Source organism: Microbulbifer hainanensis, assembly GCF_014904735.1.
Classification (GTDB): Bacteria; Pseudomonadota; Gammaproteobacteria; order Pseudomonadales; family Cellvibrionaceae; genus Microbulbifer; species Microbulbifer hainanensis.
In genome coordinates this window covers 107120-131899 of sequence record NZ_JACZCR010000003.1, presented here as the reverse complement: position 1 = coordinate 131899, position 24780 = coordinate 107120, and the positions used below count along the sequence as shown (strand labels likewise).

Here is a 24780-nt window from a genome sequence, read left to right as displayed (position 1 = left end):
TCAGGAAACAGGAACAATGACGATCGAGATTAAAGCGCCAACTTTCCCGGAATCCGTTCAGGACGGCACTGTTGCCACCTGGCACAAGAAACCCGGCGAAGCCGTGTCCCGCGATGAACTGATCGTGGATATCGAAACTGACAAAGTCGTACTGGAAGTTGTAGCTCCGGCAGACGGCGCCCTCAGCGAAATCATCAAGGACGAGGGCGATACTGTCCTGTCCAACGAAGTGATCGCCAAATTTGAAGAAGGCGCTGGCGGCAGTGCCGGTGGCGAAGAAGCCAAGGCTGAAGAGAAGCCTGCGGAAGAAGCCGCGGCTCCGGCCGCTGGCGGCGAGAAAATCGCCATGCCGTCCGCCAAGAAAATGGCGGCGGAAAAAGGCGTTGACCTGGGTGGTGTCGAAGGCACCGGCAAGGGCGGCCGCGTTCTGAAAGAAGACGTTATGAAGGCCGGTACCGCACCGGCAGCGGCGACTACCGCGGCCGCTGCAGAAGTTTCCGTTGCCCCGGGTGAACGTGTCGAGAAGCGCGTACCAATGACCCGTATGCGCAAGCGTATCGCCGAACGCCTGCTCGACGCTTCCCAGTCCACGGCCATGCTCACTACCTTCAACGAAGTGAACATGAAGCCGATCATGGACCTGCGTAAAAATTACAAGGATCTGTTCGAGAAGACCCACAACGGCACCCGCCTGGGCTTCATGGGCTTCTTTGTTAAAGCTGCCGTGGAGGCGCTGAAACGCTATTCCGCAGTGAACGCTTCCATTGATGGTGACGATATCGTCTACCACGGCTACCAGGATATCGGTGTGGCCGTTTCCTCACCCAAGGGCCTGGTCGTGCCGATCCTGCGCAACGCCGAAAATATGGGCCTGGCGGATATGGAAAATAACATCCGCGACCTGGGTGTGCGTGCGCGCGACGGCAAACTGTCCATCGAAGAGATGACCGGCGGTACCTTCACCATCACCAACGGCGGTGTATTCGGTTCCCTGCTGTCCACGCCGATCCTGAACCCGCCGCAGACTGCAATTCTGGGCATGCACAAGATCCAGGAGCGCCCGATGGCGGTCGACGGCAAGGTGGAAATCCTGCCGATGATGTACCTGGCGCTGTCCTACGATCACCGCCTGATCGACGGCAAGGAAGCGGTTGGCTTCCTCGTGGCGATCAAGGAAATGATCGAAGATCCGGCGCGTATCCTGCTGGAAGTCTAAATAAGTTTACGGGGGCCTCTGGCCCCCGCTGTCACACTGAATTCACGAACATCTGGGACTGATCATGTCGGATAAATTTGACGTAATCGTAATTGGCTCTGGTCCGGGGGGATACGTAGCTGCGATCCGCGCTGCGCAACTGGGCCTGAAAACCGCCTGTGTCGAAAAATGGGTCAACAAAGAAGGCAAGACCGTTAATGGCGGTACCTGTCTGAATGTGGGCTGTATCCCGTCCAAGGCGCTGCTGGACAGCTCGTGGAAATATCACGAGGCGAAAGACTCTCTCGACGCGCATGGCATCGATACCGGCAAGGTCAAGATCGACGTCAAGAAAATGATCGAGCGCAAAGACGGCGTCGTGAAGCAGATGTCCGGTGGTATCTCCGGTCTGTTCATGGCCAACAAGGTCACCTCCATTGAGGGTACCGGCAAGCTGCTGGCCAACAAGAAAGTGGAAGTGACCGGTCACGACGGCAAAACCACTGTCTACGAAGCCGATAACGTGATCCTGGCCTCCGGCTCCGTTCCGGTCAACATTCCGCCGGCTCCGGTAGACAACAAGATTATCGTCGACTCCACTGGCGCACTGGAATTTACCTCGACGCCGAAGCGCCTGGGCGTGATCGGCGCCGGTGTTATCGGCCTGGAACTGGGTTCTGTCTGGAGCCGCCTGGGCTCTGAAGTGGTTGTGCTGGAAGCGCTGGACAATTTCCTGTCCATCATGGATCAGCAGATCGCCAAGGAATCCCAGAAGATCCTCAAGAAGCAGGGTCTGGATATTCGCCTGTCCTGCCGCGTTACCGGCACCGAAGTGAAAGGCAAAGAAGTCGTTGTCACTTACGAAGACAAAGACGGCAAGGAGCAGCAGGAAACTTTCGACAAGCTGATCGTGTGTGTGGGCCGTCGCCCGTTCACCGAGGGCCTGCTGTCCGAAGACGCCGGTGTGAAACTGGACGAGCGCGGCTTCATCTACGTCAACGATCTGTGCATGACCTCCGCCCCGGGCGTGTGGGCTGTCGGTGACGTGGTGCGCGGCCCGATGCTGGCCCACAAGGCCTCTGAAGAAGGCGTTGTGGTTGCCGAGCGTATCGCCGGCCAGAAGCCGATGATGAACTACGACGTTATCCCGAATGTGATCTACACCCACCCGGAAATCGCCGCAGTCGGTCGCACCGAAGAACAGGTGAAAGCCGACGGCGAGCCCTACAACGTCGGTGTTTTCCCGTTTGTGGCGTCCGGCCGTGCCGTGGCCGCGAACGAAACCGCAGGCATGGTGAAGATCATCGCCCACGCGGAAACCGATCGTGTACTGGGTGCCCATATCGTCGGCCCGTCTGCGGCGGATCTGGTGCAACAGGTGGCGATTGCAATGGAATTCGGTTCCAGCGCGGAAGACATCGGTATGACCGTATTCGGTCACCCGACTTTGTCCGAAGCAGTGAAGGAAGCCGCACTGGCGGCCAACGGCCACGCGATCCATATCGCCAACCGTAAAAAACGGAAGTAACAGTCAGGACGTGGGGCGGACCCTGTGTCCGCCCTTTCTGAAAAGGGCAAACTGAGTTTTGCCTCTACGGATGCGGGAAACGGAAAACCCCACCTCTAATCTTTCAAAAGTGAATTGGTATCAACTATGAACTTGCATGAGTATCAGGGCAAACAACTGTTTGCGGAATACGGATTGCCGGTTTCCAAAGGCATTGCAGCGGAAACCCCGGCAGCGGCAGCAGCGGCAGCAGACGAAATTGGCGGCGACAAGTGGGTGGTAAAAGCCCAGGTGCACGCCGGTGGCCGCGGCAAGGCCGGCGGTGTAAAGCTGGTGGATTCCAAGGCGGAAATTGAAGCATTCGCCCAAAAGTGGCTGGGTGAGAACCTGGTTACCTATCAGACAGACGAAAACGGTCAGCCGGTCTCCCGTATTCTGGTTGAGAGCTGCACCGACATCGACCAGGAGCTGTACCTGGGCGCGGTAGTGGATCGTTCCACCCGTCGCATCGTTTTCATGGCCTCCACTGAAGGTGGCGTGGAAATCGAAAAGGTTGCAGAAGAGACCCCGGAAAAAATCCTCAAGGCCACCATCGATCCGCTGGTAGGCGCGCAGCCTTACCAGGCGCGCGAGCTGGCCTTCAAACTGGGCCTGAACCCGACCCAGGTGAAGCAGTTCACCAAGATCTTCCTGGGTCTGGCCAAGATGTTCGAAGAGAAAGATCTGGCCCTGCTGGAAATCAACCCGCTGGTGATCACCACCGAAGGCAACCTGCACTGCCTGGACGCCAAAGTCGTGATCGACAGCAACGCCCTGTACCGCCACGCGGACCTGCGCGAAATGCACGACCCGTCCCAGGAAGACGCGCGCGAAGCACACGCGGCCAAGTGGGAACTGAACTACGTAGCCCTCGATGGCAACATCGGCTGCATGGTTAACGGCGCGGGCCTGGCCATGGGCACCATGGATATCGTCAACCTGCACGGCGGCAAGCCGGCCAACTTCCTCGACGTTGGCGGTGGCGCGACTAAAGAGCGCGTGGTTGAAGCCTTCAAGATCATCCTGTCCGACGACAACGTCAAAGCGGTTCTGATCAACATCTTCGGCGGCATCGTGCGCTGTGACATGATCGCCGAAGGCGTGGTTGGCGCAGTGAAGGAAGTCGGCGTAAAAGTACCGGTTGTTGTCCGTCTGGAAGGCAACAATGCCGATCTGGGTGCCGAAGTGCTGAGCAACAGCGGTCTGAACATTATTGCAGCCACCAGCCTGACCGACGCTGCCGAGCAGGTGGTTAAAGCTGCGGAGGGTAAATAATCATGTCTGTACTGATTAATAAAGACACCAAAGTGATTTGTCAGGGCTTCACCGGCTCCCAGGGCACTTTCCACTCCGAGCAGGCGATTGCCTACGGTACCAAAATGGTCGGCGGTGTGACGCCGGGCAAAGGCGGCCAGGAACACCTGGGCCTGCCGGTATTCAACACCGTTAAAGAAGCGGTTGAAGCTACCGGTGCAGAAGCTTCCGTTATCTACGTACCGGCGCCTTTCTGTAAGGATTCCATCCTGGAAGCAGCCAACGGCGGTATCAAGCTGATCGTGTGCATCACCGAAGGCATTCCGACCCTGGACATGCTGGACGCGAAAGTGAAGTGCGACGAGCTGGGCGTGCGCCTGATCGGCCCGAACTGCCCGGGTGTGATCACTCCGGGTGAGTGCAAGATCGGCATCATGCCGGGCCACATCCACAAGCCGGGCAAAGTGGGCATCGTTTCCCGCTCCGGTACCCTGACTTACGAAGCCGTTAAGCAGACTACTGACTACGGTTTCGGCCAGTCTACCTGTGTCGGCATCGGCGGCGACCCCATCCCGGGCTCCAACTTCATCGACATTCTGGAAATGTTCCAGAATGACCCGCAGACCGAAGCCATCGTCATGATCGGCGAGATCGGCGGTACTGCTGAAGAAGAAGCGGCTGCTTACATCAAGGAAAACGTCACCAAGCCGGTGGTTTCCTACATCGCTGGTGTAACCGCTCCTCCCGGCAAGCGCATGGGCCACGCCGGTGCGATCATCTCCGGTGGTAAAGGCACTGCCGACGAGAAGTTCGCTGCGCTGGAAGACGCCGGTGTCAAAACCGTGCGCTCCCTGGCCGAGATCGGCAATGCGCTGAAAGAAGCTGCGGGTTGGTAATTCACCACCTCTCAGCATTCTGAAAAAGCCGCCTTTGGGCGGCTTTTTTTTGCCCGGAAATTACCCACCTCGCGCGCTTATCGAAGTACCGTGAGTCGGGTTGCCGAACGATATACAGGCAATGCTGTCATTCCCTATACTGCAACAAAATAATCAGTCACGGAGCGAACATGAGCAGAGCACTGATCGGTGTTATCGGCGGCAGCGGCCTTTACGCAATGGAAGGGCTGGCCAATATGCGTGAGCTGGAGCTGGAAACACCATTTGGCGCACCGTCCGATGTAGTCGTCTGCGGAGAACTCCACGGCGTATCCGTCGCCTTCCTCGCCCGCCACGGCCGAGGCCATCGCCTGATTCCGTCGGAAGTCCCTTACCGCGCCAACATCCACGCCCTGCGGCAGCTGGGCGTGCGCTATATCCTGTCCCTGTCCGCCGTCGGCTCGCTGCGCGAAGAGGTGCGCCCGCTGGATATGTTGATTCCCGATCAGTTTATCGACATGACCCGCAAGCGCGACAACACTTTTTTCGGCGACGGTGCGGTGGCCCATGTCTCCATGGCGGATCCGGTCTGCCCCGAAGTCGCCGACCGGCTCGCGCGCGCATTTGCCGCCACTCAGGACAGCGAGCCCGTTAACCTGCACCGCGGCGGCAGTTATGTCTGTATTGAGGGGCCGCAATTTTCCACCCGCGCAGAATCGCACTGGTACCGCAGCATGGGCGCTTCGGTCATCGGCATGACGAATATGCCCGAGGCAAAACTCGCGCGGGAGGCACAGATTGCTTACGCCACCCTGGCCATGGCTACCGATTACGACTGCTGGCACCCGCGCGAAGCCGCCGTTACCGCGGAAGTGGCCATCGCCAACCTCCAGCAGAATGCGGCGCGGGCACAGCGGATCGCCGCAGAGGCCATTCGCCTGCTGGGGCAGGAACGGCCCGCGTCACCAGCACACAGCGCTTTGGCGAGTGGACTGGTAACACCACTCGAAGCCATGCCCGCGGCCACGGCAAAAGCCATTGCGCCCCTGCTTGCCGAAGTCGAGGACTCGGTAGAAGTCGTAGCTTCCTAAGTACCGCGCCCCCCAAGTCTGACTAACCGGAGTCGCCATGCACGAAACACTACCCCTGTTGGAGCTTTCCGACTTCCCGGCGATCCGTCGTCAACAGATCGACACGCTGCAGGTCAATATCGGCTATCGCTGCAACCAGAGCTGCGTACACTGCCATGTCAACGCGGGGCCAAACCGCACGGAGATGATGAGTGCAGAGAACCTGGCGCTGATTCCCGAGGTGCTGCGTACTCGAAATATCACCACGCTGGATATCACCGGCGGTGCCCCCGAGCTGCACGAGGGCTTCCGGCCACTGGTCGAGGCGGCGCGCAAGCACGGCGTGCATGTCATGGATCGCTGCAACCTGACGATTCTGCTGGAACCGGGGCAGGAGGAACTGGCGGAATTTCTCGCGGAGCATCGCGTGGAAGTTGTGGCTTCGCTGCCGTGCTATTCCATCGACAATGTCGACAAGCAGCGCGGTAAAGGCGTTTTCGACAAAAGTATCGCCGCATTGCAGAAACTGAATGCGCTGGGTTACGGCAAAGAGGGCAGTGGACTGGTACTAAATCTCGTCTACAACCCGCAGGGACCGGTCCTGCCACCTAACCAGCAGGCGCTCGAGGCGGACTACCGCCGCGAACTGATGGCGCACTTCGGGATAGTGTTCAACCAGCTGTTTGCTCTGGCCAATATGCCGATCAAACGCTTTGGGTCGACGCTCGTTTCAAAGGGCCAGTTCGACGATTACATGCAGCTGCTGCGGGACAGTTACAGCCAGGAGAACCTGAACGGCGTCATGTGCCGCAGCCTGGTCAGTGTCGACTGGCGGGGCCAACTTTACGACTGCGATTTCAATCAGCAGCTGGATATCGGTGTGCCCGGCCGTCTGCACCTGCGGGATTTGCTGGAGCGCGATATGGCGAACAGCGCCATTCGCGTGGCGGATCATTGTTACGGTTGCACGGCGGGGCAGGGTAGCAGTTGCGGCGGTGCCCTGTAACGGCGGCTTCGACATCGCGGGTGCCTGTAGGCTCCCCCGATGGGTTTTGACAACACTTCTTTTTGTGGGAAGGGCTCGGGTGAGTAAAAAGCTGCTGCTGATTGCCGTATTACTGGCGCTGGGCCTGGCATTTTATTTTTTTGACCTGCATCAGTGGCTGACGCTGGACAGCCTCAAACAGGGGCAGCAACAGTTTGCGCAGTGGCGGGCGAAGGCGCCGCTCCTGGTCGGTCTGCTTTTTACTTTGCTGTATATCCTCGTTACCGGATTGTCACTGCCTGGCGCAGCGATCCTGTCGCTGGCCGCCGGCGCGATGTTCGGCCTGCTGTGGGGTTCGGTAATCGTTTCTTTCGCGTCCAGTATCGGCGCGACCCTGGCTTTTCTCGTGGCCCGCTATCTGCTCAGCGACTGGGTGCGGGAACGATTTGGCGAACGTCTGCAGTCGGTCGATCGCGGTATCGAGAGGGACGGTCCCTTCTACCTGTTTGCCCTGCGCCTGGTGCCGGTTTTTCCATTTTTCCTGATCAATATCCTGATGGGGCTGACCCGAATAAAGCCCTGGACATTTTACTGGGTCAGCCAGCTCGGCATGCTTCCCGCCACTCTGGTCTATGTCAATGCCGGCACCCAGCTGGCACGCGTTAGCGAATTGTCAGACATCCTGTCTCTGCCGCTGGTGCTGTCCTTTGTGATGCTGGGCCTGTTTCCTTTGCTGGCAAAACGGTTGCTGCACTGGATCAAGCAATTCAGGAGTCGCCCGGAATGAGCAAGCCAAAGAAGTTCGATCGCAACATGATCGTCATCGGTGCGGGCGCTGCCGGGCTGGTGAGTGCCTATATCGCCGCGGCGGTGAAGGCGCGGGTCACCCTGGTGGAGGCCGGCCCGATGGGCGGCGACTGCCTGAACACTGGCTGTGTACCCAGCAAGGCGCTGATTCACTGTGCCCGTGTCGCGCAGCAGGCGCGGACGGCAGGGGAGTTTGGAATCGGCATCGGCGGGGTGGAAATCGATTTTCCGCGGGTGATGGGGCATGTTCGCGATGCCATCGCGCGGATAGCGCCCCACGACAGCGTGGAGCGCTACACCGGGCTAGGCGTTGAAGTGCTGCAGGGGCGCGCGCAACTCATCGACCCATGGACGGTCAAAGTGGCGTTGAACGATGGCGGTGAGCTGCTGCTGACTGCGCGCGCAATCGTCCTGGCCACCGGAGCCGAGCCGCTGGTACCGCCGTTGCCAGGCCTTGAGCAGATCGATTTCGTCACCAGTGAAACACTCTGGGACAGGCTGTCCGGCCTGGCACGGGCGCCAGAGCGGATGTTGATCCTCGGTGGCGGCCCCATCGGGTGTGAGCTGTCGCAGGCGCTGGCACGGCTGGGGTCGCAAGTCACGTTGGTGGAGATGGCGCCGCGGCTGCTGCCGGTGGAAGACGAGGATATTGCCGCCGCAGTGACCGAATCCCTGCGCGCCGATGGTGTCACTGTGCTGACCGGACATGAGGCCCTGGCCTTCACCGCGGCGGCCGCAGGCGGCGGCAGTGTGCGCCTGCGCGAGAGCGGTGGCGAGATGGATGTCGATTTCGATCTGCTCCTGCTCGCTCTGGGGCGGCGGGCGCGGGTTCAGGGGTTTGGCCTGGAAGAATTGGGAATGCTCGAAAACGGCAAATTGCAGACAGATGGCTTTCTGCGCACGCGCCACCCGCACATTCTCGCCGCCGGCGATCTGGTGGGGCCCTTCCAGTTTACCCATATGGCCTCACACCAGGCCTGGTACGCGGCGGTGAACGGCCTGTTTGGCGACCTGAAGAAGTTTCGTGTCGATTATTCGCTGGTGCCGCGGGCGGTTTTTGTCGATCCCCAGGTGGCGAGTGTCGGACTGAGCGAGCAACAGGCTGCGGAGCAGGGCGTGGCGGTGGAGGTCACCCGCTACGGGCTAGATGATCTCGACCGCGCGATCGTCGACGGCAGTGCCCGCGGGTTCGTCAAGGTGCTGACTGCGCCGGGCAAAGACAAAATCCTCGGTGTCGCGATGATTGGCGACAATTCCGCGGAGCTGATCGCAGAATTTATTCTGGCAATGAAATACGGTCTGGGACTGAATAAATTGCTGAGTACCACCCACATTTACCCGACTATGGCAGAAGCGAATAAATACACCGCTGGCAACTGGAAGCGCGCACATGCGCCGGCCACGGCACTGCGGTGGCTGGAGCGCTTTCACCGCTGGAGACGCCGGTAGTGCGCCTGAGCATCGTCGTCCCTCTGTTAAACGAGCGCACGCAGTTGCCCCGCCTGATCGAGCACCTGACGCCCCTGCGGGATCGCGACGATTGCGAGATCCTGCTGGTCGATGGCGGCAGCGAGGACGGCAGCGCTGAACTGGTGGCGGAGGCGGGGTTTCGGGTACTGACGGCCCCGCGGGGGCGGGCCCTGCAGATGAACGCCGGTGCCGCCGCGTCCAGTGGCGATACGCTGCTGTTTCTGCATGCGGATACGCGACTGCCGGACAATGTGCTGTCGCTGGTGGAGCGCGCTCTGGCGGATGGCAAGAGCTGGGGGCGTTTCGATCTGCGTATCGGCGGCGACAGTTTCTGGTTTCCAATGATTGCCGCGCTGATCAACTGGCGCTCGTGTCTCACGGGGATTGCCACCGGGGATCAGGCCATGTTCGTGCGCCGCGATGTGTACGAGTGGGTGGGCGGTTTCCCGGTGCAACCACTAATGGAAGATATCGAGCTCAGCAAGCGCCTGCGCCGGCATTCCCGCCCCGCCTGCCTGCGCGCGCGGGCGGTCACATCCGGGCGCCGCTGGCAGCGCTACGGCGTTGTGCGCACGATATTGCTGATGTGGCGGCTGCGTTTCGACTACTGGCGCGGCGTGCCCGCGAAAGTGCTGGCGCGCCGCTATGAGTGATTCTCCCCGCCTGCTCGTCTTTGCCAAAGCCCCGTTGCCGAACACTGCCAAAACCCGCCTGATCCCGGCGCTGGGTGCGCGCGGCGCGGCCGCACTGGCCGAGAAGATGCTGCATCACACGCTGCGGGAATGCACTGCTGCGGCCATCGGCCCGGTTGAACTGTGTGTGGCGCCGGATCGGGATCATCCCTATTGGCGCGAATGCACGCTGCCAGCGGATATCGAAGTGTCTGATCAAGGCGAGGGGGATCTGGGGCAGCGCCTGTGGCGCGCGGCTGCCAGGACCACCACAACTGGCGAGCCGGTCCTGCTGCTCGGCACCGATTGCCCGCAGTTGACGGCCGCGCGCCTGCGCGCGGCGGCCGCCGCCCTGCAGGAAGCGGATGCGGTGATGCATCCGGCCCGGGACGGCGGCTATACGCTGTTGGGGCTGAATCGCGTGGAGTCGGCGCTGTTCGAAGGGATAGCCTGGAGCACCGCTGCCGTCGCGCGGCAGACACGCGAGCGGCTGGTACAGTGCGGTATGCGCAGTATCCAGCTGGAAACGCTGACTGATATCGACGAGCCGGAGGATCTGGAAGCTTTACCCGCTGACTGGGGGTTTGCGGGCTAAGGCGGGGAGCGGTCGCAAACCACTCCCACGGCAGTGATGCGTCAGAGTGCCGAGGCGGCGCCCGCGGTTTCGGACTGCAGGTTTTCTGCCAGGGCTTCTGCCGGTTCGTTATTGGCAGTGGCGATGCGCTGCTCTTCGATACGGCTGCTCCAGGCCAGCAGTGTCTGGTAGTGGCGGATATTCTGCACGTAGGTGACCGGCTCCCAGCCGCGCGCGTAACCGTGCTTGGTGCCCTTGTAATACTGGCGCTTGGCCAGCAGTGGCAGGTGGTCGCGCACATCGGTCCAGCGATCCGGATTGCCACCCATTTTCTCGGTCAGTACGCGGGCATCCTCGAGGTGCCCGAAGCCCACGTTGTAGGCCGCCAGGGCCATCCAGGTGCGGTCCGGTTCGCGAATGCGTTCGGGGATCTTGTCGCGGATCTGGCTGATATAGCGGGCGCCGCCCTCAATGCTCTCCTTGGGATCCAGCCGGTTGACGCCGAGTTCGCGGGCCGTGCCGCGGGTCAGCATCATCAGGCCGCGTACGCCGGTGCGGGATTTCGCGCGCGGATTCCAGTGGGACTCCTGGTAGCTGAGCGCAGCCAGCAGGTGCCAGTCGAGATCGTATTCGGTCGCCACCTTCTCCATGGTTTCGCGCCATTTGGGCAGGCGCTCGCGGGTGCTCTTGGCAAAAGCCTGGGCGCCGCCGGCATTCAGCTTGCTGACATGGCCGAAAAACTCTTCGCGCAACTCCGCCACCAGCCCATTGGTGTTGGCGCGCAGCATGAAGCGGCGCGCAGCGCGATAGAGGCTGTCGTCATCGCTCTTGGGGAAGGCCCAGGCAACCGGCTGGAACTGGGTCAGGTTGAAGGCAACGTAGGTGTTGGGGTAGAGGCCGCGGTGCACGGAGTAGGCGTTGGAATCGACCACCGCGTAGTGGTATTTGCCCTCGTTGACCATCTCAACCAGTTCCATGGTGTCGACGTCGGATACTTCCTTCCACTGCAGGCCGGGGTAGCGCTGGGCGAGCTTGCGCATCTCCTCGGCGTGGGCACTGCCGGCCATCACGGCCACCGTCTTGCCCACCAGGTCGGCCACCGAACTCGGGCGGTCTTCGCCGAGGCGGTAGATGAGCTGCTGGCGAATCTCGAAATAGGACGGCGTAAAGCGGACTTCTTCCCGGCGCTCCGGTGTCACCGTAAGGCCTGCCGCCGCCATTTGCGCGTTGTCTTGCGGGTTCTGCAGACGGGTGAACATGTCGTTCAGGTCGTGGACATCGCGGATGACCAGCTTCACGCCCAGCTCGTCGGCGAAAGACTGGAGCATGCCGTATTCAAAGCCGGTCTGGGTGCCGCTGGCATCCTCGTAATGCGTAGTGGGACCGTTCTGGGACAGGACCACCAGTTGGCCGGATGTCTTGATCCGCTCCAGCGTGTCCGGCGCCTTGCTCGCCACGATCAGGGAGGCACAGCACGCCAGCGCCAGGCCCTTGGCCAAGCGGAAGCTGTAACGCAACATGCGTCTTTTCATGATCATAGGCTGTCCCCTCTAGTCCCTTAGGTGTTATCGCTTTTATCCGAGCGGATACCGGCGGTGCTCTTCCTGAGCGGCGGGGCCGGTACAAATTCCATCAATTTTACCCCATTTGGCGACAATTTGCCCAATGCGGCCAATCGACGATGTGACATGCGGAGTTGCATCTATGCAGTAACTTTAGTAGAGCCCGCTAGACTGATTGAGGCGTGGGCACGAAAGGCACGCCATTCTTTGCGTCATTGTCGACGTATTTGATCCGCCAGTGAGTAATGCGTTCAACAGGGCCCCGGAGCAGTGTTGGAGTCGCCGAGCTTCGGGTACAATTGCGCCCACTCCAACTCCCGGGGCTTTGTGTGGTCTTCTGCTGCGCAAATTCTCACATTCAGACAAGAGGCAAACTCCCGCGATGCTAGTTCTGCGTGGTGCACCCGCACTGTCGAAATTCCGCCATCAAAAACTGCTCAATCAACTGCGCGCGCTGCAGCCTGCAATTGGCGAACTCTACGCCGAATACGTGCACTTCGCCGATACCCCGGCGCTCGACGACAAGGAACAGGCGCTTCTCGAACGCCTGCTGCAGTACGGCCCCACCGAGGAAAAACACCAGCCGGAAGGCGCGCTGCTGCTGGTGGTGCCGCGTCCGGGCACTATCTCGCCCTGGTCTTCCAAGGCCACTGACATCGCACACAATGCCGGCCTGACGCAGATTCACCGCCTCGAGCGCGGTGTCGCCTACTACATTAGCGGCGTCGAATTAACCGATGCTGAACAGGCAGCGCTGTCGGCGCAGTTGCACGACCGGATGGTGGAGAGTGTTTTCACCGAGTTCGACCAGGCTGAACAGCTGTTCCGCGAAGAGGCTCCGCGCCCGCTGGGCAGCGTGAACCTGCTCGATGGCGGCCGCGAGGCGCTGGAAGAGGCCAACGTAACGCTGGGCCTGGCCCTGGCCCAGGATGAGATCGACTACCTGCTCACCAGCTTCCAGGAGCTGGAACGTAACCCCACCGACGTGGAACTGATGATGTTCGCCCAGGCGAACTCCGAGCACTGCCGCCACAAGATCTTCAACGCCAGCTGGACCATCGATGGCGAGGAAATGCCGCACTCCCTGTTCGGTATGATCAAGAACACCTACCAGAAGGGCGGCGACAATGTCCTGTCCGCCTATGCGGACAACGCCGCAGTAGTGGTGGGTACCGAGGCCGGTCGCTTCTACCCGGATCCGGAGACCAAGGAATACGGCTTCAGCCACGAGGCCATTCACTTGCTGATGAAGGTGGAGACCCATAACCACCCGACTGCCATCGCTCCCTTCCCGGGCGCGGGCACGGGCGCCGGCGGCGAGATCCGCGATGAGGGCGCTGTCGGCCGCGGCTCCAAACCCAAGGTGGGCCTGACCGGCTTCACCGTGTCCAACCTGCAGATCCCCGGCTACGAGCAGCCCTGGGAGGCGGACTACGGCAAGCCCGAGCGTATCGTCACCGCCCTGGATATCATGATCGAGGGGCCGATCGGCGGCGCCGCATTCAACAACGAGTTTGGCCGCCCGAATATCTGCGGTTATTTCCGCACCTTCGAAGAGGATTTCGGCGACGAGCGCCGCGGTTACCACAAGCCGATCATGATCGCCGGTGGTTACGGCAATATCCGCGAAGAGCATATCGACAAGCCGGAATTCGCTCCCGGTGCCAAGCTGGTGGTGCTCGGCGGCCCGGCGATGCTGATCGGACTCGGCGGCGGTGCCGCTTCCAGTATGGCCAGCGGCTCCAGCTCCGAAGACCTGGACTTCGCCTCGGTACAGCGCCAGAACCCGGAAATCGAGCGCCGCTGCCAGGAAGTGATCGACCAGTGCTGGCAGCTGGGTGACAGCAACCCGATCGCCTTTATTCACGACGTCGGTGCCGGCGGCCTGTCCAATGCCTTCCCGGAACTGGTGAAGGACGGCGGCACCGGTGGCAGTTTCGAACTGCGCAACGTGCCCTGCGACGAGCCGGGCATGAGCCCGCTGGAGATCTGGTGTAACGAATCCCAGGAGCGTTACGTACTGGCGGTGATGCCGGAAGACCTGGAGCGCTTTGAGAAAATCTGTGCACGCGAGCGCGCGCCCTACGCCGTGGTCGGCGAGGCCACCGGCGACAAGCATCTGCTGCTGAACGACAAGCAGTTCGATGCCAAACCGGTGGACCTGCCCATGTCTGTGCTGTTCGGCAAGCCGCCGAAAATGCACCGCGAGGCGGAACAGCGCACCGTAGAAACCCATGAATTCGAAACCAAGGGTATCGACCTGAACGAGGCCGCGGAGCGCGTGCTGCGCCTGCCGACTGTGGCGAGCAAAAGCTTCCTGATCACCATCGGCGACCGCACAGTAACCGGCCAGGTCGCCCGCGATCAGATGGTCGGCCCCTGGCAGGTGCCCGTCGCCGACTGTGCCGTGACCACCGTGGCCTACGACAGTTACGCGGGCGAGGCCATGTCCATGGGCGAGCGCACGCCGGTCGCACTGCTGGATGCCCCGGCTTCCGGCCGCCTGGCCGTGGGTGAGGCGATCACCAATATCGCCTGTACCCCGATCAAACAGCTGTCCGACATTAAATTGTCCGCCAACTGGATGTGTGCTGCCGGCCACCCGGGCGAAGAGGAAAAGCTCTACCGCACGGTGGAAGCCATCGGCATGGAGCTCTGTCCGGAACTCGGTATCACCATTCCGGTAGGCAAGGATTCCATGTCCATGCGCACGGCCTGGAATGACAGCGGTGAAGACAAATCGGTTACCGCGCCGTTGTCGCTGATCATTTCCGCATTCACCCCGGTTACCGACGTGCGCAAGACTGCCACACCGCAGCTGCGACGCACCAAGAAAGGTGACAGCGAACTGATATTGGTTGACCTGGGTGCCGGTAAAAACCGCCTCGGCGGCTCTTGCCTGGCGCAGGTTTACAGCCAGTTGGGCAGTGTGCCGGCGGACCTGGACGATCCGAAGCTTCTGAAAGGCTTCTTCGAAGTCGTGCAGCAGGCGCTGCGCGAAGACCAGATCATCGCCTACCACGACCGCTCCGATGGCGGCCTCTTTGCCGCCCTGGCGGAGATGAGTTTTGCCGGCCGCGTGGGTCTGGATATCGAGATCTACGAACTGGGTGCGGATCCGATCGCGGCACTGTTCAGCGAGGAACTGGGTGCAGTGCTGCAGGTGCCCGCCTGTGATGCGGAGCAACTGGTTCAGCGTTTCGCTGCCGTCGGTGTGCCGGCACACCAGATCGGCGAGCTGAACAATCACGAGCACCTGTGCATCACCAACAACGGTGTGGAGATCTTCAAGCGCTCCCGTGCCGAGCTGCAGCAGATCTGGTCGGAGACCAGCTATCGCATCCAGGCGCTGCGGGATAACGCCGACTGTGCCGAGCAGGAATTCGCCGCTATTGCCAAGAGTGATCCGGGCCTGTCGGTCAACCTCACTTACGATATCAATGAAGATATCAGCGCACCCTATATCAACAAGGGTGTGCGGCCGAAAGTGGCGATCCTGCGGGAGCAGGGCGTCAACAGCCAGGTGGAAATGGCGCACTCCTTCCACCGCGCGGGCTTCAATACCGTCGACGTGCATATGAGCGACATTCTCGCCGGCCGCGTGACCCTGGACGCCTTCCAGGGGCTGGTCGGTTGTGGCGGTTTCTCTTACGGCGACGTACTCGGCGCCGGCGAGGGCTGGGCCAAAACGATCCTGTTCAACGACCGCGCTCGCGACCAGTTTGAAGCCTTCTTCAACCGGAAAGACACCTTCGGCCTGGGGGTGTGCAACGGCTGTCAGATGTTCTCGGTGATCAAGGAATTGATTCCGGGTGCCGGCCACTGGCCGCGCTTCGTGCGCAACCTGTCCGAGCAGTACGAGGCGCGCTTTGCGCTGGTGGGTATCGAGGATTCCCCGTCGGTACTGTTCAAGGGCATGGCCGGAACCTACATGCCGGTGGCGGTTGCCCACGGTGAGGGCCGGGTGGAATTCGCCGATCAGAAAGCGCTGGAGGCCTGTGAGAAATCCGGCACCATCGCGATGCGCTACCTGAACAACCATCAGGAAATTACCGAGACTTACCCGGCGAACCCGAACGGTTCTGTGAACGGGATTACCTCGCTGTGTTCCGAGGATGGCCGCGTCACCATCATGATGCCGCACCCGGAGCGCGTCGCTCGCGCTGTCAGCAATAGCTGGCACCCGGACGACTGGCAGGAAGATTCCGGCTGGATGCGCCTGTTCCGCAACGCGCGGGTATTTGTGGATTGATCTGCAGTCCCGCAACCGAAAGCCCACTCAATTGAGTGGGCTTTTTTTATCGCCCGGGATCTTCGGCAAAAAATAGCCTTCAGATAGGATCTGGTTTGCGTCGAAAAACTCACCGGGCCGGCCCCTTGAGCACGTCATTTCACCGGCCGCCGGTGGACTTCATATTTCCTGCTACACTTAAAAAGTTACCCACAATAACTTTTTACATATGGTGCAGCTTTCGCAACTCGTCATTGAAGACACTGGCTCGCTGACTTCTCCGAACAGCGAATGTCGTTATTTTTTGCACCAAGTAGTCGCCGCGAATTCTCTCCCGATACCGTATTTCCCAGTAAACCTCCCCATCGGCTGCCATTGCCGCGATAGTGCTGTGGCAGTCCGGATGTGAGGTAAATCCAGAGTTCAGTTAGGACCGCAAAGGAGGTCACTATGGCTTACAACGAAGACTTGGTAGAAAAAGTGCGTGAGCTGTTGCAGGACAACGATGGACTCACGGAAAAGCAGATGTTTGGCGGACTCGCCTTCATGCTCAACGGCAATATGGCCTGCGGTGTCGTGGGAGAAGAATTGATGGTCCGGGTCGGGCCGGAAAAATACCAGGACGCTCTCGCTGAGCGCTATACGCGACCGATGGATTACACCGGCCGCCCGTTAAAGGGGATGGTGTATGTGGAGGAGGATGCTGTGGCTAGGGATCTGGATGGGTGGATTAGCAGAGGTGTAGAGTTTGCTGGTACTCTGCCTCCCAAATAAAGCAATAACAGAATAGATTTAGTGTTGGTATCAAGGTGATCCGCATAGATGATATGGGCAAGTTTCGGGGTATTTAAAATTGCCTTAGTTGCGCATAATTAATTGTGCGAGGTAGAAATGAATCTTCCAATAGTAATTGCCCTTGCAGCGGCTGCCAGTGTTCCGAAAGTTCCGATGTCATATGTGGTAATTGATGCAGTCACTGCAGGGGAAGGTCAGAGAAAGCCGGAAAGAATTGCATTTTGTTCTGAAAAATCTAATTGTATTCATGTTCCTGTTAATCGTTATATATTCCCGATTAAGCCGGGTACTTATGAGTTGGATCATATTGATTTTTTCGGAAGCAAGTCGGAAGTTGTAAGGGTGGAGATAGGCGCTGGCGGTATAATTGATATAGAAGGACCTATAGTGTTTCCGGATGGGTTTTTACATATGGATGCTGCCGAAAATACAATTCACTATGTGGGGGTTTTGAGGGTGTTTAAGCGGGGTTTTAAAGTGCATATTGATATAAATAATGATGGTGAATTAATTAAAAATGCCTGTAGTAAGAAGCCAGAATTATTTTCTGATTTTCCTGTGCGATTTGAGGCAAGTCTGGATCCGAATAAAGAATATAGGTACCGTTGTCATTCTGTTGAATGATTAGATGTTGAACTAGGTGGTTCTTTTGCTTCTATCGAATTCTTCAGCTATATGTCAATAATCATCTCGCTGTTAAATGCGGCATAAGGTGTTTTAAATTTCACGTTAGCGATGGCATTGTTCGGTCGGTTCTGCAATCGGTGAGATTTTGTATTTAGCAAAAATTTTTTGGGGTATTACGATGGTTCGCAATGAATATAGCTTGTAGAAAAAGTGCGTGAGCTGTTGCAGGACAACGATGGACTCACGGAAAAGCAGATGTTTGGCGGGCTCGCCTTCATGCTCAACGGCAATATGGCCTGCGGTGTCGTGGGCGAGGAATTGATGGTCCGGGTCGGGCCGGAAAAATACCAGGACGCTCTCGCTGAGCGCTATACGCGACCGATGGATTACACCGGCCGCCCGTTAAAGGGGATGGTGTATGTGGAAGAGGACGCAGTGGCTGCGGACCTGGACGACTGGGTCGGGCGGGGCGCCGACTTTGCCAGCTCCCTTCCCCCGAAGTAAATATTCTTACTGCGCCGCTGGTGATGCGGCGCAGCCCGAACTCCAGTTTTAACCGCAGAAAATACAAAAAAGCGATGAAACTGGGATCAGCCGAGGGCAGCGACTACAAGCGCTGCCCGCCCCGGCTTAACTCACCTGCAGGTGCTTGCTGATCGGCAGTTCCCTGATTCGTTGTCCACTTGCGGCGAAGACTGCATTGGCAATACTCGGCGCCACCGGCGGCACGCCAGGCTCGCCCACACCGGCCGGCGCCGCATCGGAGTCGACCAGTTCCACCGACAGTGGCGGGCACTGGTGCATGCGCAGCAACTGGTAATCGTGAAAATTACTATTGCTCACGGCGCCGTTTTTCATTTTGATCTCCCCCATCAGGGCGAGGCTCATTCCGAAAATCATGGCGCCCTCCATCTGTGAGCGAACCCGGTCCGGGTTTACCGCCAGGCCTACATCGGCGACGCAGTGCATCTCCTGAATCTTCATCCGACCATTCTGTACCTGCACTTTGGTGGCAATGCCGACATAGGACAGGAAGCTGCGGTGTACGGCAATGCCCCAGCCTTCGCCCGAATTTTTCCCGTGATCGCCGCGCAGATTCAGATCTGCTTTGACGGCGACGCGGCGCAGCACGTTTTTCAGGCGCGCGGTATCGAGCGGGAACTTGTCCAGCTCCTCGCCGTAGTTGCTGTATTTGTAATCGCCCTGGCTGGGGTCGACATGGCGATCCGGTCCGATCAATTGCAGTAAAAAGCTGTCCGGCCGCTGGCCGCTGACATGAGCCAGTTCATCGGCAAAACTGCACACGCCGAATGCATTCTGGATATTGGAAACGGAGCGCAACCAGCCAATGCGGGCGTGGTACTCGGCCCGCTGCGTTTCCGTTCTGCAATTGGGAATGGCGTAAGGCAGGTCGGTCAGCCCTAGGCCGAGTTCCGAATTGGAGGGATGGTCGATACCGGCCTGGAAGGTGCCGCTGATGGACGGAAAGGCGGCGCGCTGGAGCCAGCTGTCTACGTGGCCGTCGCTGTCCAGCCCGGCGCGGTAGTGCTCGACGCTGGCCGCGTGATAGTAGTCGTGGCGGATATCATCCTCGCGGCTCCAGACGACCTTTACCGGCCGCTGCATTTTTTTCGCCAGCAGTGCCGCCTCAACGACAAAGTCCGGTTTGGATTTGCGCCCAAACCCACCGCCGAGCAGTGTGACGTTGACAGTAACCTGTTCCGGTTTCATGCTCAGCGCCGCCGCAACCTGCTGCTGCACGGACTGCGGGTCCTGGACACAGCCCCAGACCTCGCAACCGCTTTCGCTGACCTGTGCGGTGGCGGCCGGCGGTTCCATGGTGGCGTGGGCCAGGTAGGGCACCGTGTAAGTGGCCTGGTGTGACTGGCTGGCACTGGACTCGGCGGTGTCCACATCACCGCGGTTGGTGATGGTGGTGCCCGGCTCCAGCACTGCCCGCTGCAGGTCGGCGAGGTAGCTGTCGCTGTCGTGCTGGTCGTGGCTGCTTGCGCTCCAGCTGATTTGCAGCAGTTTGCGCGCTTTGAGCGCAGTCCAGGTGTTGTGGGCCAGTACCGCGACACCGCTCAACGGCTTGAACGCCGGCGGTTCGGCACCGCCATCAAGACGCTCGATGGCCACAACGCCCTTGACCTTGCGCGCGGCACTGTCGTCGAGTTTGTCGATGGTGCTGCCGAGGACCGGCGCCCGCTCGATACTGGCGATCAGCAGGTTGTCGAACGTCACATCCTGGCCGAACTGAGCCCGCCCGGTGACCATGTCCGGCGCGTCGACGGTGGCGACCGGCTTGCCGATATAGTTGAACTGCCGGCTGTCCTTCAGGCGCAGCGATTGCGCGTCCGGCACCGGCATTGCGGCCGCGGCGGCTGCCAGTTCGCCGAAACGCAGTCGGCGCCCGCTGGGCGTGTGCACGACCGCGTGATTTTTTGCCGAACACTCGTCGGCGGGTACCTTCCACTGTTGTGCCGCCGCCTGTTCCAGCATGGTCCGTGCACTGGCACCCATGGTGCGCATAGTGTCGTAAAAGCGGCGGATACTGCGGGAGCCATCGGTGTTCTGGCTGCCGTAGCGCTCGTCGCCGAGACCCTGCACGACATTGACCCTGTGCCAGTCGGCTTCCAGTTCGTCGGCGACGATCTGCGGCAGGGCAGTGCGAATACCCTGACCCATCTCCGAGCGGTGGCAGACGATAGACACGGTGTCGTCGCTGTGCACGGTGACGAATAGGTTGAGCGGGCCGGCCTTGCCGGCAGTGGAAGCCCAGGCGCTTCCGCCGCCGGGCAGGGCGGTGCCCAAGATCAGTCCGCCGGCGCTGAGGCCGGTGAGTTGCAGGAATCTGCGGCGGCCGACGTTTTCGATGGTTTGGTTATTGGACATCAGTCTTTCCCTCCCCGGTTGTCCGCAACGTTTTTGCCCGCGGCGGTTTTAATGGCGGCCTTGATGCGCGGGTAGGTACCGCAGCGGCACAGATTTCCGGTCATGGCGCGGTCGATTTCGGCATCGCTGGGACTGGCATTGGTGGCCAGCAGCGCTGCGGCGGACATCAACTGTCCGCTCTGGCAGTAACCGCACTGGGGGACATTGTGCTCGACCCAGGCTTTTTGCAGGGGGTGGTCGCCGTTCTCCGACAGCCCCTCGATGGTGGTGATCTGCTTGCCCACCGCGAAGCGCGCCGGCGTCAGACAGCCGCGCATCGGCTGGCCGTCGAGGTGGATGGTACAGGCCCCACAGAAGCCGCCGCCGCAACCGAACTTGGTGCCGGTCAGTTTGAGTTCGTCCCTGAGTACCCAGAGCAGAGGCATGTCCTCGTCGATATCGAATTCGTGGCTGACGCCGTTGATGCTCAGTTGCATTGGCTTTCTCCGAAAGTTTTCCAGTCCTGTGGGGTATCGATATCAATAGCGGCATTGGGTAGCGGCACTGTATCGATTTTATTGTCAGCATTTCGCAGCAGTGAACGGGCTCCGCAATCCCTGCGCAATTTCTCCAGCTGCGCAAAATAAATGCGCGGAAAAATCGCCGGTACACCGCGGCGCCCACTGTAGTAGGCGCAGACGATTTTTTCGTATGCGCCACTTTTGGTGTCCGTCTTCCAGGCATCCAGCAGTCGCTGGAAGTCTGCACTGCCGACCGCCAACTGATCGGCGAGGGCGACCAGTACCCCATCGCACTGCGCAGAAACCTGTGAGATCGCGTATGCCAGTGAGGTTCCCATCCCGGCTTGCCAGTCGCGGTTTTCGCAAAGTAGCAGATGCGGGTGTGCTTCGGCCAGTTCACGGTGCCAGGCCCCGGTAATGATTAGCGGCGGTGGCAGCGGCAGTGTTGCCAACTGGTCGGCGCAGCGCTGCAGCAATGTCTTGCCGTTTTGTTGCAGTAGCAGTTTGCATCCACCGAAGCGGCGCGATGCGCCGGCGGCCAGAATGACCGGCTGAATATTGCCCATGCCCGAATCTTTTTATGCGTCTGTGGTTATTGCTTTTTCGCCGCTTTTTGCCGCGGCTTTTTCCGGCAGTGCACCGCCGGAGCTGTTCCAGCTATCGATGCTGGCGCCGTGCAATACCGCGTGCAACTCGGCACAGGTGGCGAGTGCGATACTCTCTGGAAGCTCGCCACCCAGATTGAGGCCGACCGGTGCGCGCAGCGGTGTCGGCAGCGCTCGATTCAGTTGTTCCAGCGTTATGCCGGCAAGTTGCAAGACCCGGTCGCGGCGACTGGCCGGGCCGAGCAAGCCCAGATATTTGAGTGGCAGCCCGTACAGTGTTCTCAGGGCGGCCGCATCCAGCTCCAGATTGTGATTCATCGCTATGGCCGCATCGACCTGATGCAGGTCAAGATGAATGTTTAGCTCGTCGGGGTGGCAGTGATGGCTATTACAGCCAGGGAAATAGGCGGCGCGGCCATTGGCCGGGCGCGGGTCGCACAAGCTTACCTGCCATCCCTGGGTGCGAAATAGTTGCGCCATTGGCTGCGCGTCCACGCCAGCGCCGAGGATCAATACATGTGGCACCGGCGAGATCGGGGTCTGTAGCCATTGGCTGCCGCTGTGTTCGATCAGCTGTGCACGCTGTAAGTCATCGCCTGCGGGCGGCATGGCAATCTCTACTTGCGTCTCTCCGGACGCGGAAATTTTCTGCAGGTAGTAACAGGGGCGGCGGTGCTGCAGCAGTTCGCGCAGTTCGCCCAGTTGCAGGAAGTCGTTTTCTTCGCACAGGGGTTGCAGCAGGATATGGACGGTGCCCCCGCAGCCGATACCCAGTTGAAAGGCGAAGTCGTCCTCGTCGCTGCCGTCGTAACAGAGGGTTTTTGACTGGCCGCTGGCCATCACCTGCTGGGCATGCCGCTGGATATCCGCCTCGAGGCAGCCACCGCTCAGCAAGCCGTAGTGCCGACCAAAATCATCGAACAGCATGACGGCGCCGGCCTTGCGGTAGCAGGGACCGGCAGTTTTATAAATGGTGCCCAGCACCCAGTGTCGTGTGTCGCGGTGCTTGTACCAGAGATCGAGCAGTGCGTGGAGCTGGTTCGCCATATTGGGGCTTGCTCTGAATTTATTGTCGGGCGTTCGGGAAATACTAACGCAACCGTTTGGCGGCTGCATTGATGGCCGCCCTGTTATCTGACTTGAGCCGGCTGTGCCCTGTCGCGTCATTTACTGCTCCTGTACCGGTATGCCGGAACTGGTACACGGATGTTTTTGTTGCAGGCGATATGCTGAATGTTGGTGTTCCGCTTTATGGAACTGGTCTGCCTGTGGGCGCCGGTTGCCGGAGGGGAGCTGCGTGAGGGAAGGATTATTTTGCGCTTTAATAGATGAAAAAACAGCTTTTAAGTTTTATTAATGCTAATAATAGCTGAAAAATAAGCTATTGGTTGAATCATGGAAAAAGGTGTAAAATCAGCTATTAATGGCTAATTATGTTATTAGTGGCTGGAATTGCAACTTTTATGAGCTTTCATGGTAAGTCGGATCAACAAATACTGCGCACCCTGGGCGAGCGCCTGAGAGGCCATCGCCTCAGGCGGGATATCACCCAGGAACAACTGGCGCAGCGCGCTGGCCTGTCGGTGTCCACGATAAAGGGGCTGGAGTCCGGTCGCGGGCGGCTCGATAGCTTGGTGGCGGTATTGCGCGAATTGCAGCAACTGGACGGGCTCGAAGCCTTCCTGCCGGAGCCCGGTATCAGCCCGCTGCAACTGGCTGAACGCCAGGGTAAACCGCGCCAGCGCGCCAGTGGCGGCGCCGAAAGTGGCAGGCCGGCGGTGAAGGACGATAAACCGGATTCGGATTGGTGAGGCAATGGTAGAACGCATTGAAACGGCCACGGTCAAGCTCTGGGGCGAACGCGCCGGGGCTGTGTCCTGGCACCCGGACGGCTACGGTGTCTTTGAATACGATCCGGGCTTCGTGCAGCGCGGTCTCGATCTGTCACCGATCCATATGTCGATCCACCGGGGCGACACCCTGTTTGCGTTTCCCGGTCTCAGCCGCGAAACCTACAAGGGATTACCCGGGTTACTGGCGGACTCGCTGCCGGACAAATTCGGCAATGCCATCATCGATGCGTGGCTGGCGCGGCAGGGGCGCACACCGGGGGATTTCAGTCCCATTGAGCGGCTCTGCTACACCGGTAACCGCGGTATGGGCGCGCTGGAATTTCATCCGGCGGTGGACGGCCGCTTTCAGGAGTCCGCACCAGTGGAAATTGCCGAACTGGTGCAGCTGGCCCAATCGGTTACACACCGCCAGGAAACCCTCTCCTCGCACTTTAATGATGCCGGCGACAACGCCGATGCGCTCGGCGATATTCTGCGGGTCGGTACCAGTGCCGGCGGCGCCCGCGCCAAGGCCGTCATCGCAATGAACGGCGACGGCGATGTGCGCTCCGGCCAGGTGCCGGCGCCAGCGGGTTACGATTACTGGCTGCTGAAATTCGACGGAGTGGATGACATTGAACTGGGCAAGTCCCAGGGGTTCGGCCGCATCGAATATGCTTACTACCTGATGGCGCAGGCTGCCGGCATCGATATGATGACTTCGCGGTTGCTCGAGGAAAACGGCCGCGCCCACTTTATGACCCGGCGCTTTGACCGTCTCGGCGGGGAAAAGCTGCACATGCTGTCACTGTGCGGCATGGCCCACCTGGATTTCAACCAGGCCGGTGCTCACGCCTACGAGCAGATCTTTGCGGTCATGCGTGAACTGCGCCTGCCGAAGAGTGAGGCGATCCAGCAGTTCCGCCGCCTGGTGTTCAATGTGCTGGCCCGCAACCAGGATGATCACACAAAAAATGTCGCCTTCCTGATGGACCGGCACGGCAACTGGTCACTCTCACCGGCATTCGACCTCACCTATGCCCACAACCCCGGTGGCCAATGGACGAACCGGCACCAGATGAGTATCAACGGCAAGCGGGATCACTTCGAACTCGGCGACCTGGTGGCGGTCGGGGAATCGATCAGTATCAAAAAGCCGCAGGATTTGATTGCCGAAGTCGCCGATGCGGTCGGGCGCTGGCCGGAGTTCGCCGAAACAGCGGGCGTCGATCCAGGCTTTATGCAGATGATTGCCGACAACCATCGCAAGTTGCTGTGAACGTAGC

21 protein-coding genes are annotated in these 24780 nt (G+C 59.9%); 16 read left to right on the top strand and 5 right to left on the bottom strand.

Annotated features, from left to right (window positions below; all coding sequences use genetic code 11):
- Nucleotides 1-16: 16 nt before the first annotated feature.
- The 10 genes from odhB to IG168_RS01020 all read left to right on the top strand — a co-directional run bounded on the left by odhB (nt 17) and on the right by IG168_RS01020 (nt 10468).
- Nucleotides 17-1216 carry a 2-oxoglutarate dehydrogenase complex dihydrolipoyllysine-residue succinyltransferase gene (gene odhB, locus IG168_RS01060; protein WP_193161288.1) on the top strand — a complete coding sequence of 400 codons (1200 nt, stop codon included), beginning with the start codon at nt 17-19 and terminating at the stop codon, nt 1214-1216.
- A 64-nt stretch (nt 1217-1280) separates the two neighbouring features.
- Nucleotides 1281-2723 (top strand): dihydrolipoyl dehydrogenase, encoded by a 1443-nt coding sequence (lpdA, locus tag IG168_RS01055; protein WP_193161287.1) that lies wholly within the window; start codon nt 1281-1283, stop codon nt 2721-2723.
- A 126-nt stretch (nt 2724-2849) separates the two neighbouring features.
- Entirely contained in the window at nt 2850-4016 is a 1167-nt protein-coding gene (sucC, locus tag IG168_RS01050) for an ADP-forming succinate--CoA ligase subunit beta (protein ID WP_193161286.1), read from the top strand.
- Between the two features lie 2 nt (nt 4017-4018).
- Entirely contained in the window at nt 4019-4891 is an 873-nt protein-coding gene (sucD, locus tag IG168_RS01045; RefSeq protein WP_193161285.1) for a succinate--CoA ligase subunit alpha, read from the top strand.
- A gap of 170 nt (nt 4892-5061) precedes the next feature.
- Entirely contained in the window at nt 5062-5961 is a 900-nt protein-coding gene (mtnP, locus tag IG168_RS01040; protein ID WP_193161284.1) for an S-methyl-5'-thioadenosine phosphorylase, read from the top strand.
- Nucleotides 5962-5998: 37 nt separating this feature from the next.
- Nucleotides 5999-6946 carry an arsenosugar biosynthesis radical SAM (seleno)protein ArsS gene (arsS, locus tag IG168_RS01035; RefSeq protein WP_193161283.1) on the top strand — a complete coding sequence of 316 codons (948 nt, stop codon included), beginning with the start codon at nt 5999-6001 and terminating at the stop codon, nt 6944-6946.
- 79 nt (nt 6947-7025) lie between these two features.
- Nucleotides 7026-7712, top strand: coding sequence for a TVP38/TMEM64 family protein (locus tag IG168_RS20545; RefSeq protein WP_319024634.1), 687 nt, complete (start codon nt 7026-7028; stop codon nt 7710-7712).
- Nucleotides 7709-9181 carry a dihydrolipoyl dehydrogenase family protein gene (locus IG168_RS01030; RefSeq protein ID WP_226876393.1) on the top strand — a complete coding sequence of 491 codons (1473 nt, stop codon included), beginning with the start codon at nt 7709-7711 and terminating at the stop codon, nt 9179-9181. The genes IG168_RS20545 and IG168_RS01030 overlap by 4 nt, the downstream gene beginning before the upstream one ends.
- Nucleotides 9145-9855 carry a TIGR04283 family arsenosugar biosynthesis glycosyltransferase gene (locus IG168_RS01025; protein ID WP_319024633.1) on the top strand — a complete coding sequence of 237 codons (711 nt, stop codon included), beginning with the start codon at nt 9145-9147 and terminating at the stop codon, nt 9853-9855. The genes IG168_RS01030 and IG168_RS01025 overlap by 37 nt, the downstream gene beginning before the upstream one ends.
- Entirely contained in the window at nt 9848-10468 is a 621-nt protein-coding gene (locus IG168_RS01020; RefSeq protein WP_193161282.1) for a TIGR04282 family arsenosugar biosynthesis glycosyltransferase, read from the top strand. The genes IG168_RS01025 and IG168_RS01020 overlap by 8 nt, the downstream gene beginning before the upstream one ends.
- Before the next feature lie 41 nt (nt 10469-10509).
- Here the strand turns inward: IG168_RS01020 and mltF are convergent, their stop codons facing one another.
- The gene (mltF, locus tag IG168_RS01015; RefSeq protein ID WP_193161281.1) at nt 10510-11985 is read right to left on the bottom strand and encodes a membrane-bound lytic murein transglycosylase MltF; all 1476 of its coding nucleotides are present in this window, start codon (nt 11983-11985) and stop codon (nt 10510-10512) included.
- A 406-nt stretch (nt 11986-12391) separates the two neighbouring features.
- On the opposite strand from mltF, the gene purL reads away from it, so the two are divergent.
- The 4 genes from purL to IG168_RS00995 all read left to right on the top strand — a co-directional run bounded on the left by purL (nt 12392) and on the right by IG168_RS00995 (nt 18166).
- Nucleotides 12392-16261, top strand: a complete 3870-nt coding sequence (purL, locus tag IG168_RS01010; protein WP_193161280.1) for a phosphoribosylformylglycinamidine synthase — start codon at nt 12392-12394, stop codon at nt 16259-16261.
- A gap of 429 nt (nt 16262-16690) precedes the next feature.
- Complete coding sequence (locus IG168_RS01005; RefSeq protein WP_193161279.1) at nt 16691-17014, top strand: TfoX/Sxy family protein; 324 nt, start codon at nt 16691-16693, stop codon at nt 17012-17014.
- 117 nt (nt 17015-17131) lie between these two features.
- Complete coding sequence (locus IG168_RS01000) at nt 17132-17659, top strand: hypothetical protein (RefSeq protein WP_193161278.1); 528 nt, start codon at nt 17132-17134, stop codon at nt 17657-17659.
- Between the two features lie 213 nt (nt 17660-17872).
- Nucleotides 17873-18166, top strand: a complete 294-nt coding sequence (locus IG168_RS00995; protein WP_319024632.1) for a TfoX/Sxy family protein — start codon at nt 17873-17875, stop codon at nt 18164-18166.
- A 126-nt stretch (nt 18167-18292) separates the two neighbouring features.
- Here IG168_RS00995 and IG168_RS00990 read toward each other — a convergent pair whose 3' ends face one another.
- The 4 genes from IG168_RS00990 to IG168_RS00975 are packed head-to-tail and all read right to left on the bottom strand — an operon-like array spanning nt 18293 to nt 22709.
- Nucleotides 18293-20557: a xanthine dehydrogenase family protein molybdopterin-binding subunit gene (locus IG168_RS00990; protein ID WP_193161277.1), complete on the bottom strand. Its 2265-nt coding sequence runs from the start codon at nt 20555-20557 to the stop codon at nt 18293-18295.
- Nucleotides 20557-21033 carry a (2Fe-2S)-binding protein gene (locus IG168_RS00985; protein WP_193161276.1) on the bottom strand — a complete coding sequence of 159 codons (477 nt, stop codon included), beginning with the start codon at nt 21031-21033 and terminating at the stop codon, nt 20557-20559. The genes IG168_RS00990 and IG168_RS00985 overlap by 1 nt, the downstream gene beginning before the upstream one ends.
- Complete coding sequence (locus tag IG168_RS00980; RefSeq protein ID WP_193161275.1) at nt 21024-21623, bottom strand: nucleotidyltransferase family protein; 600 nt, start codon at nt 21621-21623, stop codon at nt 21024-21026. The genes IG168_RS00985 and IG168_RS00980 overlap by 10 nt, the downstream gene beginning before the upstream one ends.
- 12 nt (nt 21624-21635) lie before the next feature.
- Nucleotides 21636-22709 (bottom strand): XdhC family protein, encoded by a 1074-nt coding sequence (locus IG168_RS00975; RefSeq protein ID WP_193161274.1) that lies wholly within the window; start codon nt 22707-22709, stop codon nt 21636-21638.
- 416 nt (nt 22710-23125) lie between these two features.
- On the opposite strand from IG168_RS00975, the gene IG168_RS00970 reads away from it, so the two are divergent.
- Both IG168_RS00970 and IG168_RS00965 read left to right on the top strand, forming a co-directional pair.
- On the top strand, nt 23126-23473 hold the full coding sequence (locus IG168_RS00970) for a helix-turn-helix domain-containing protein (protein ID WP_193161273.1): 348 nt from the start codon (nt 23126-23128) through the stop codon (nt 23471-23473).
- Between the two features lie 4 nt (nt 23474-23477).
- Nucleotides 23478-24773, top strand: coding sequence for a type II toxin-antitoxin system HipA family toxin (locus IG168_RS00965; protein ID WP_193161272.1), 1296 nt, complete (start codon nt 23478-23480; stop codon nt 24771-24773).
- Nucleotides 24774-24780 lie beyond the last annotated feature (7 nt).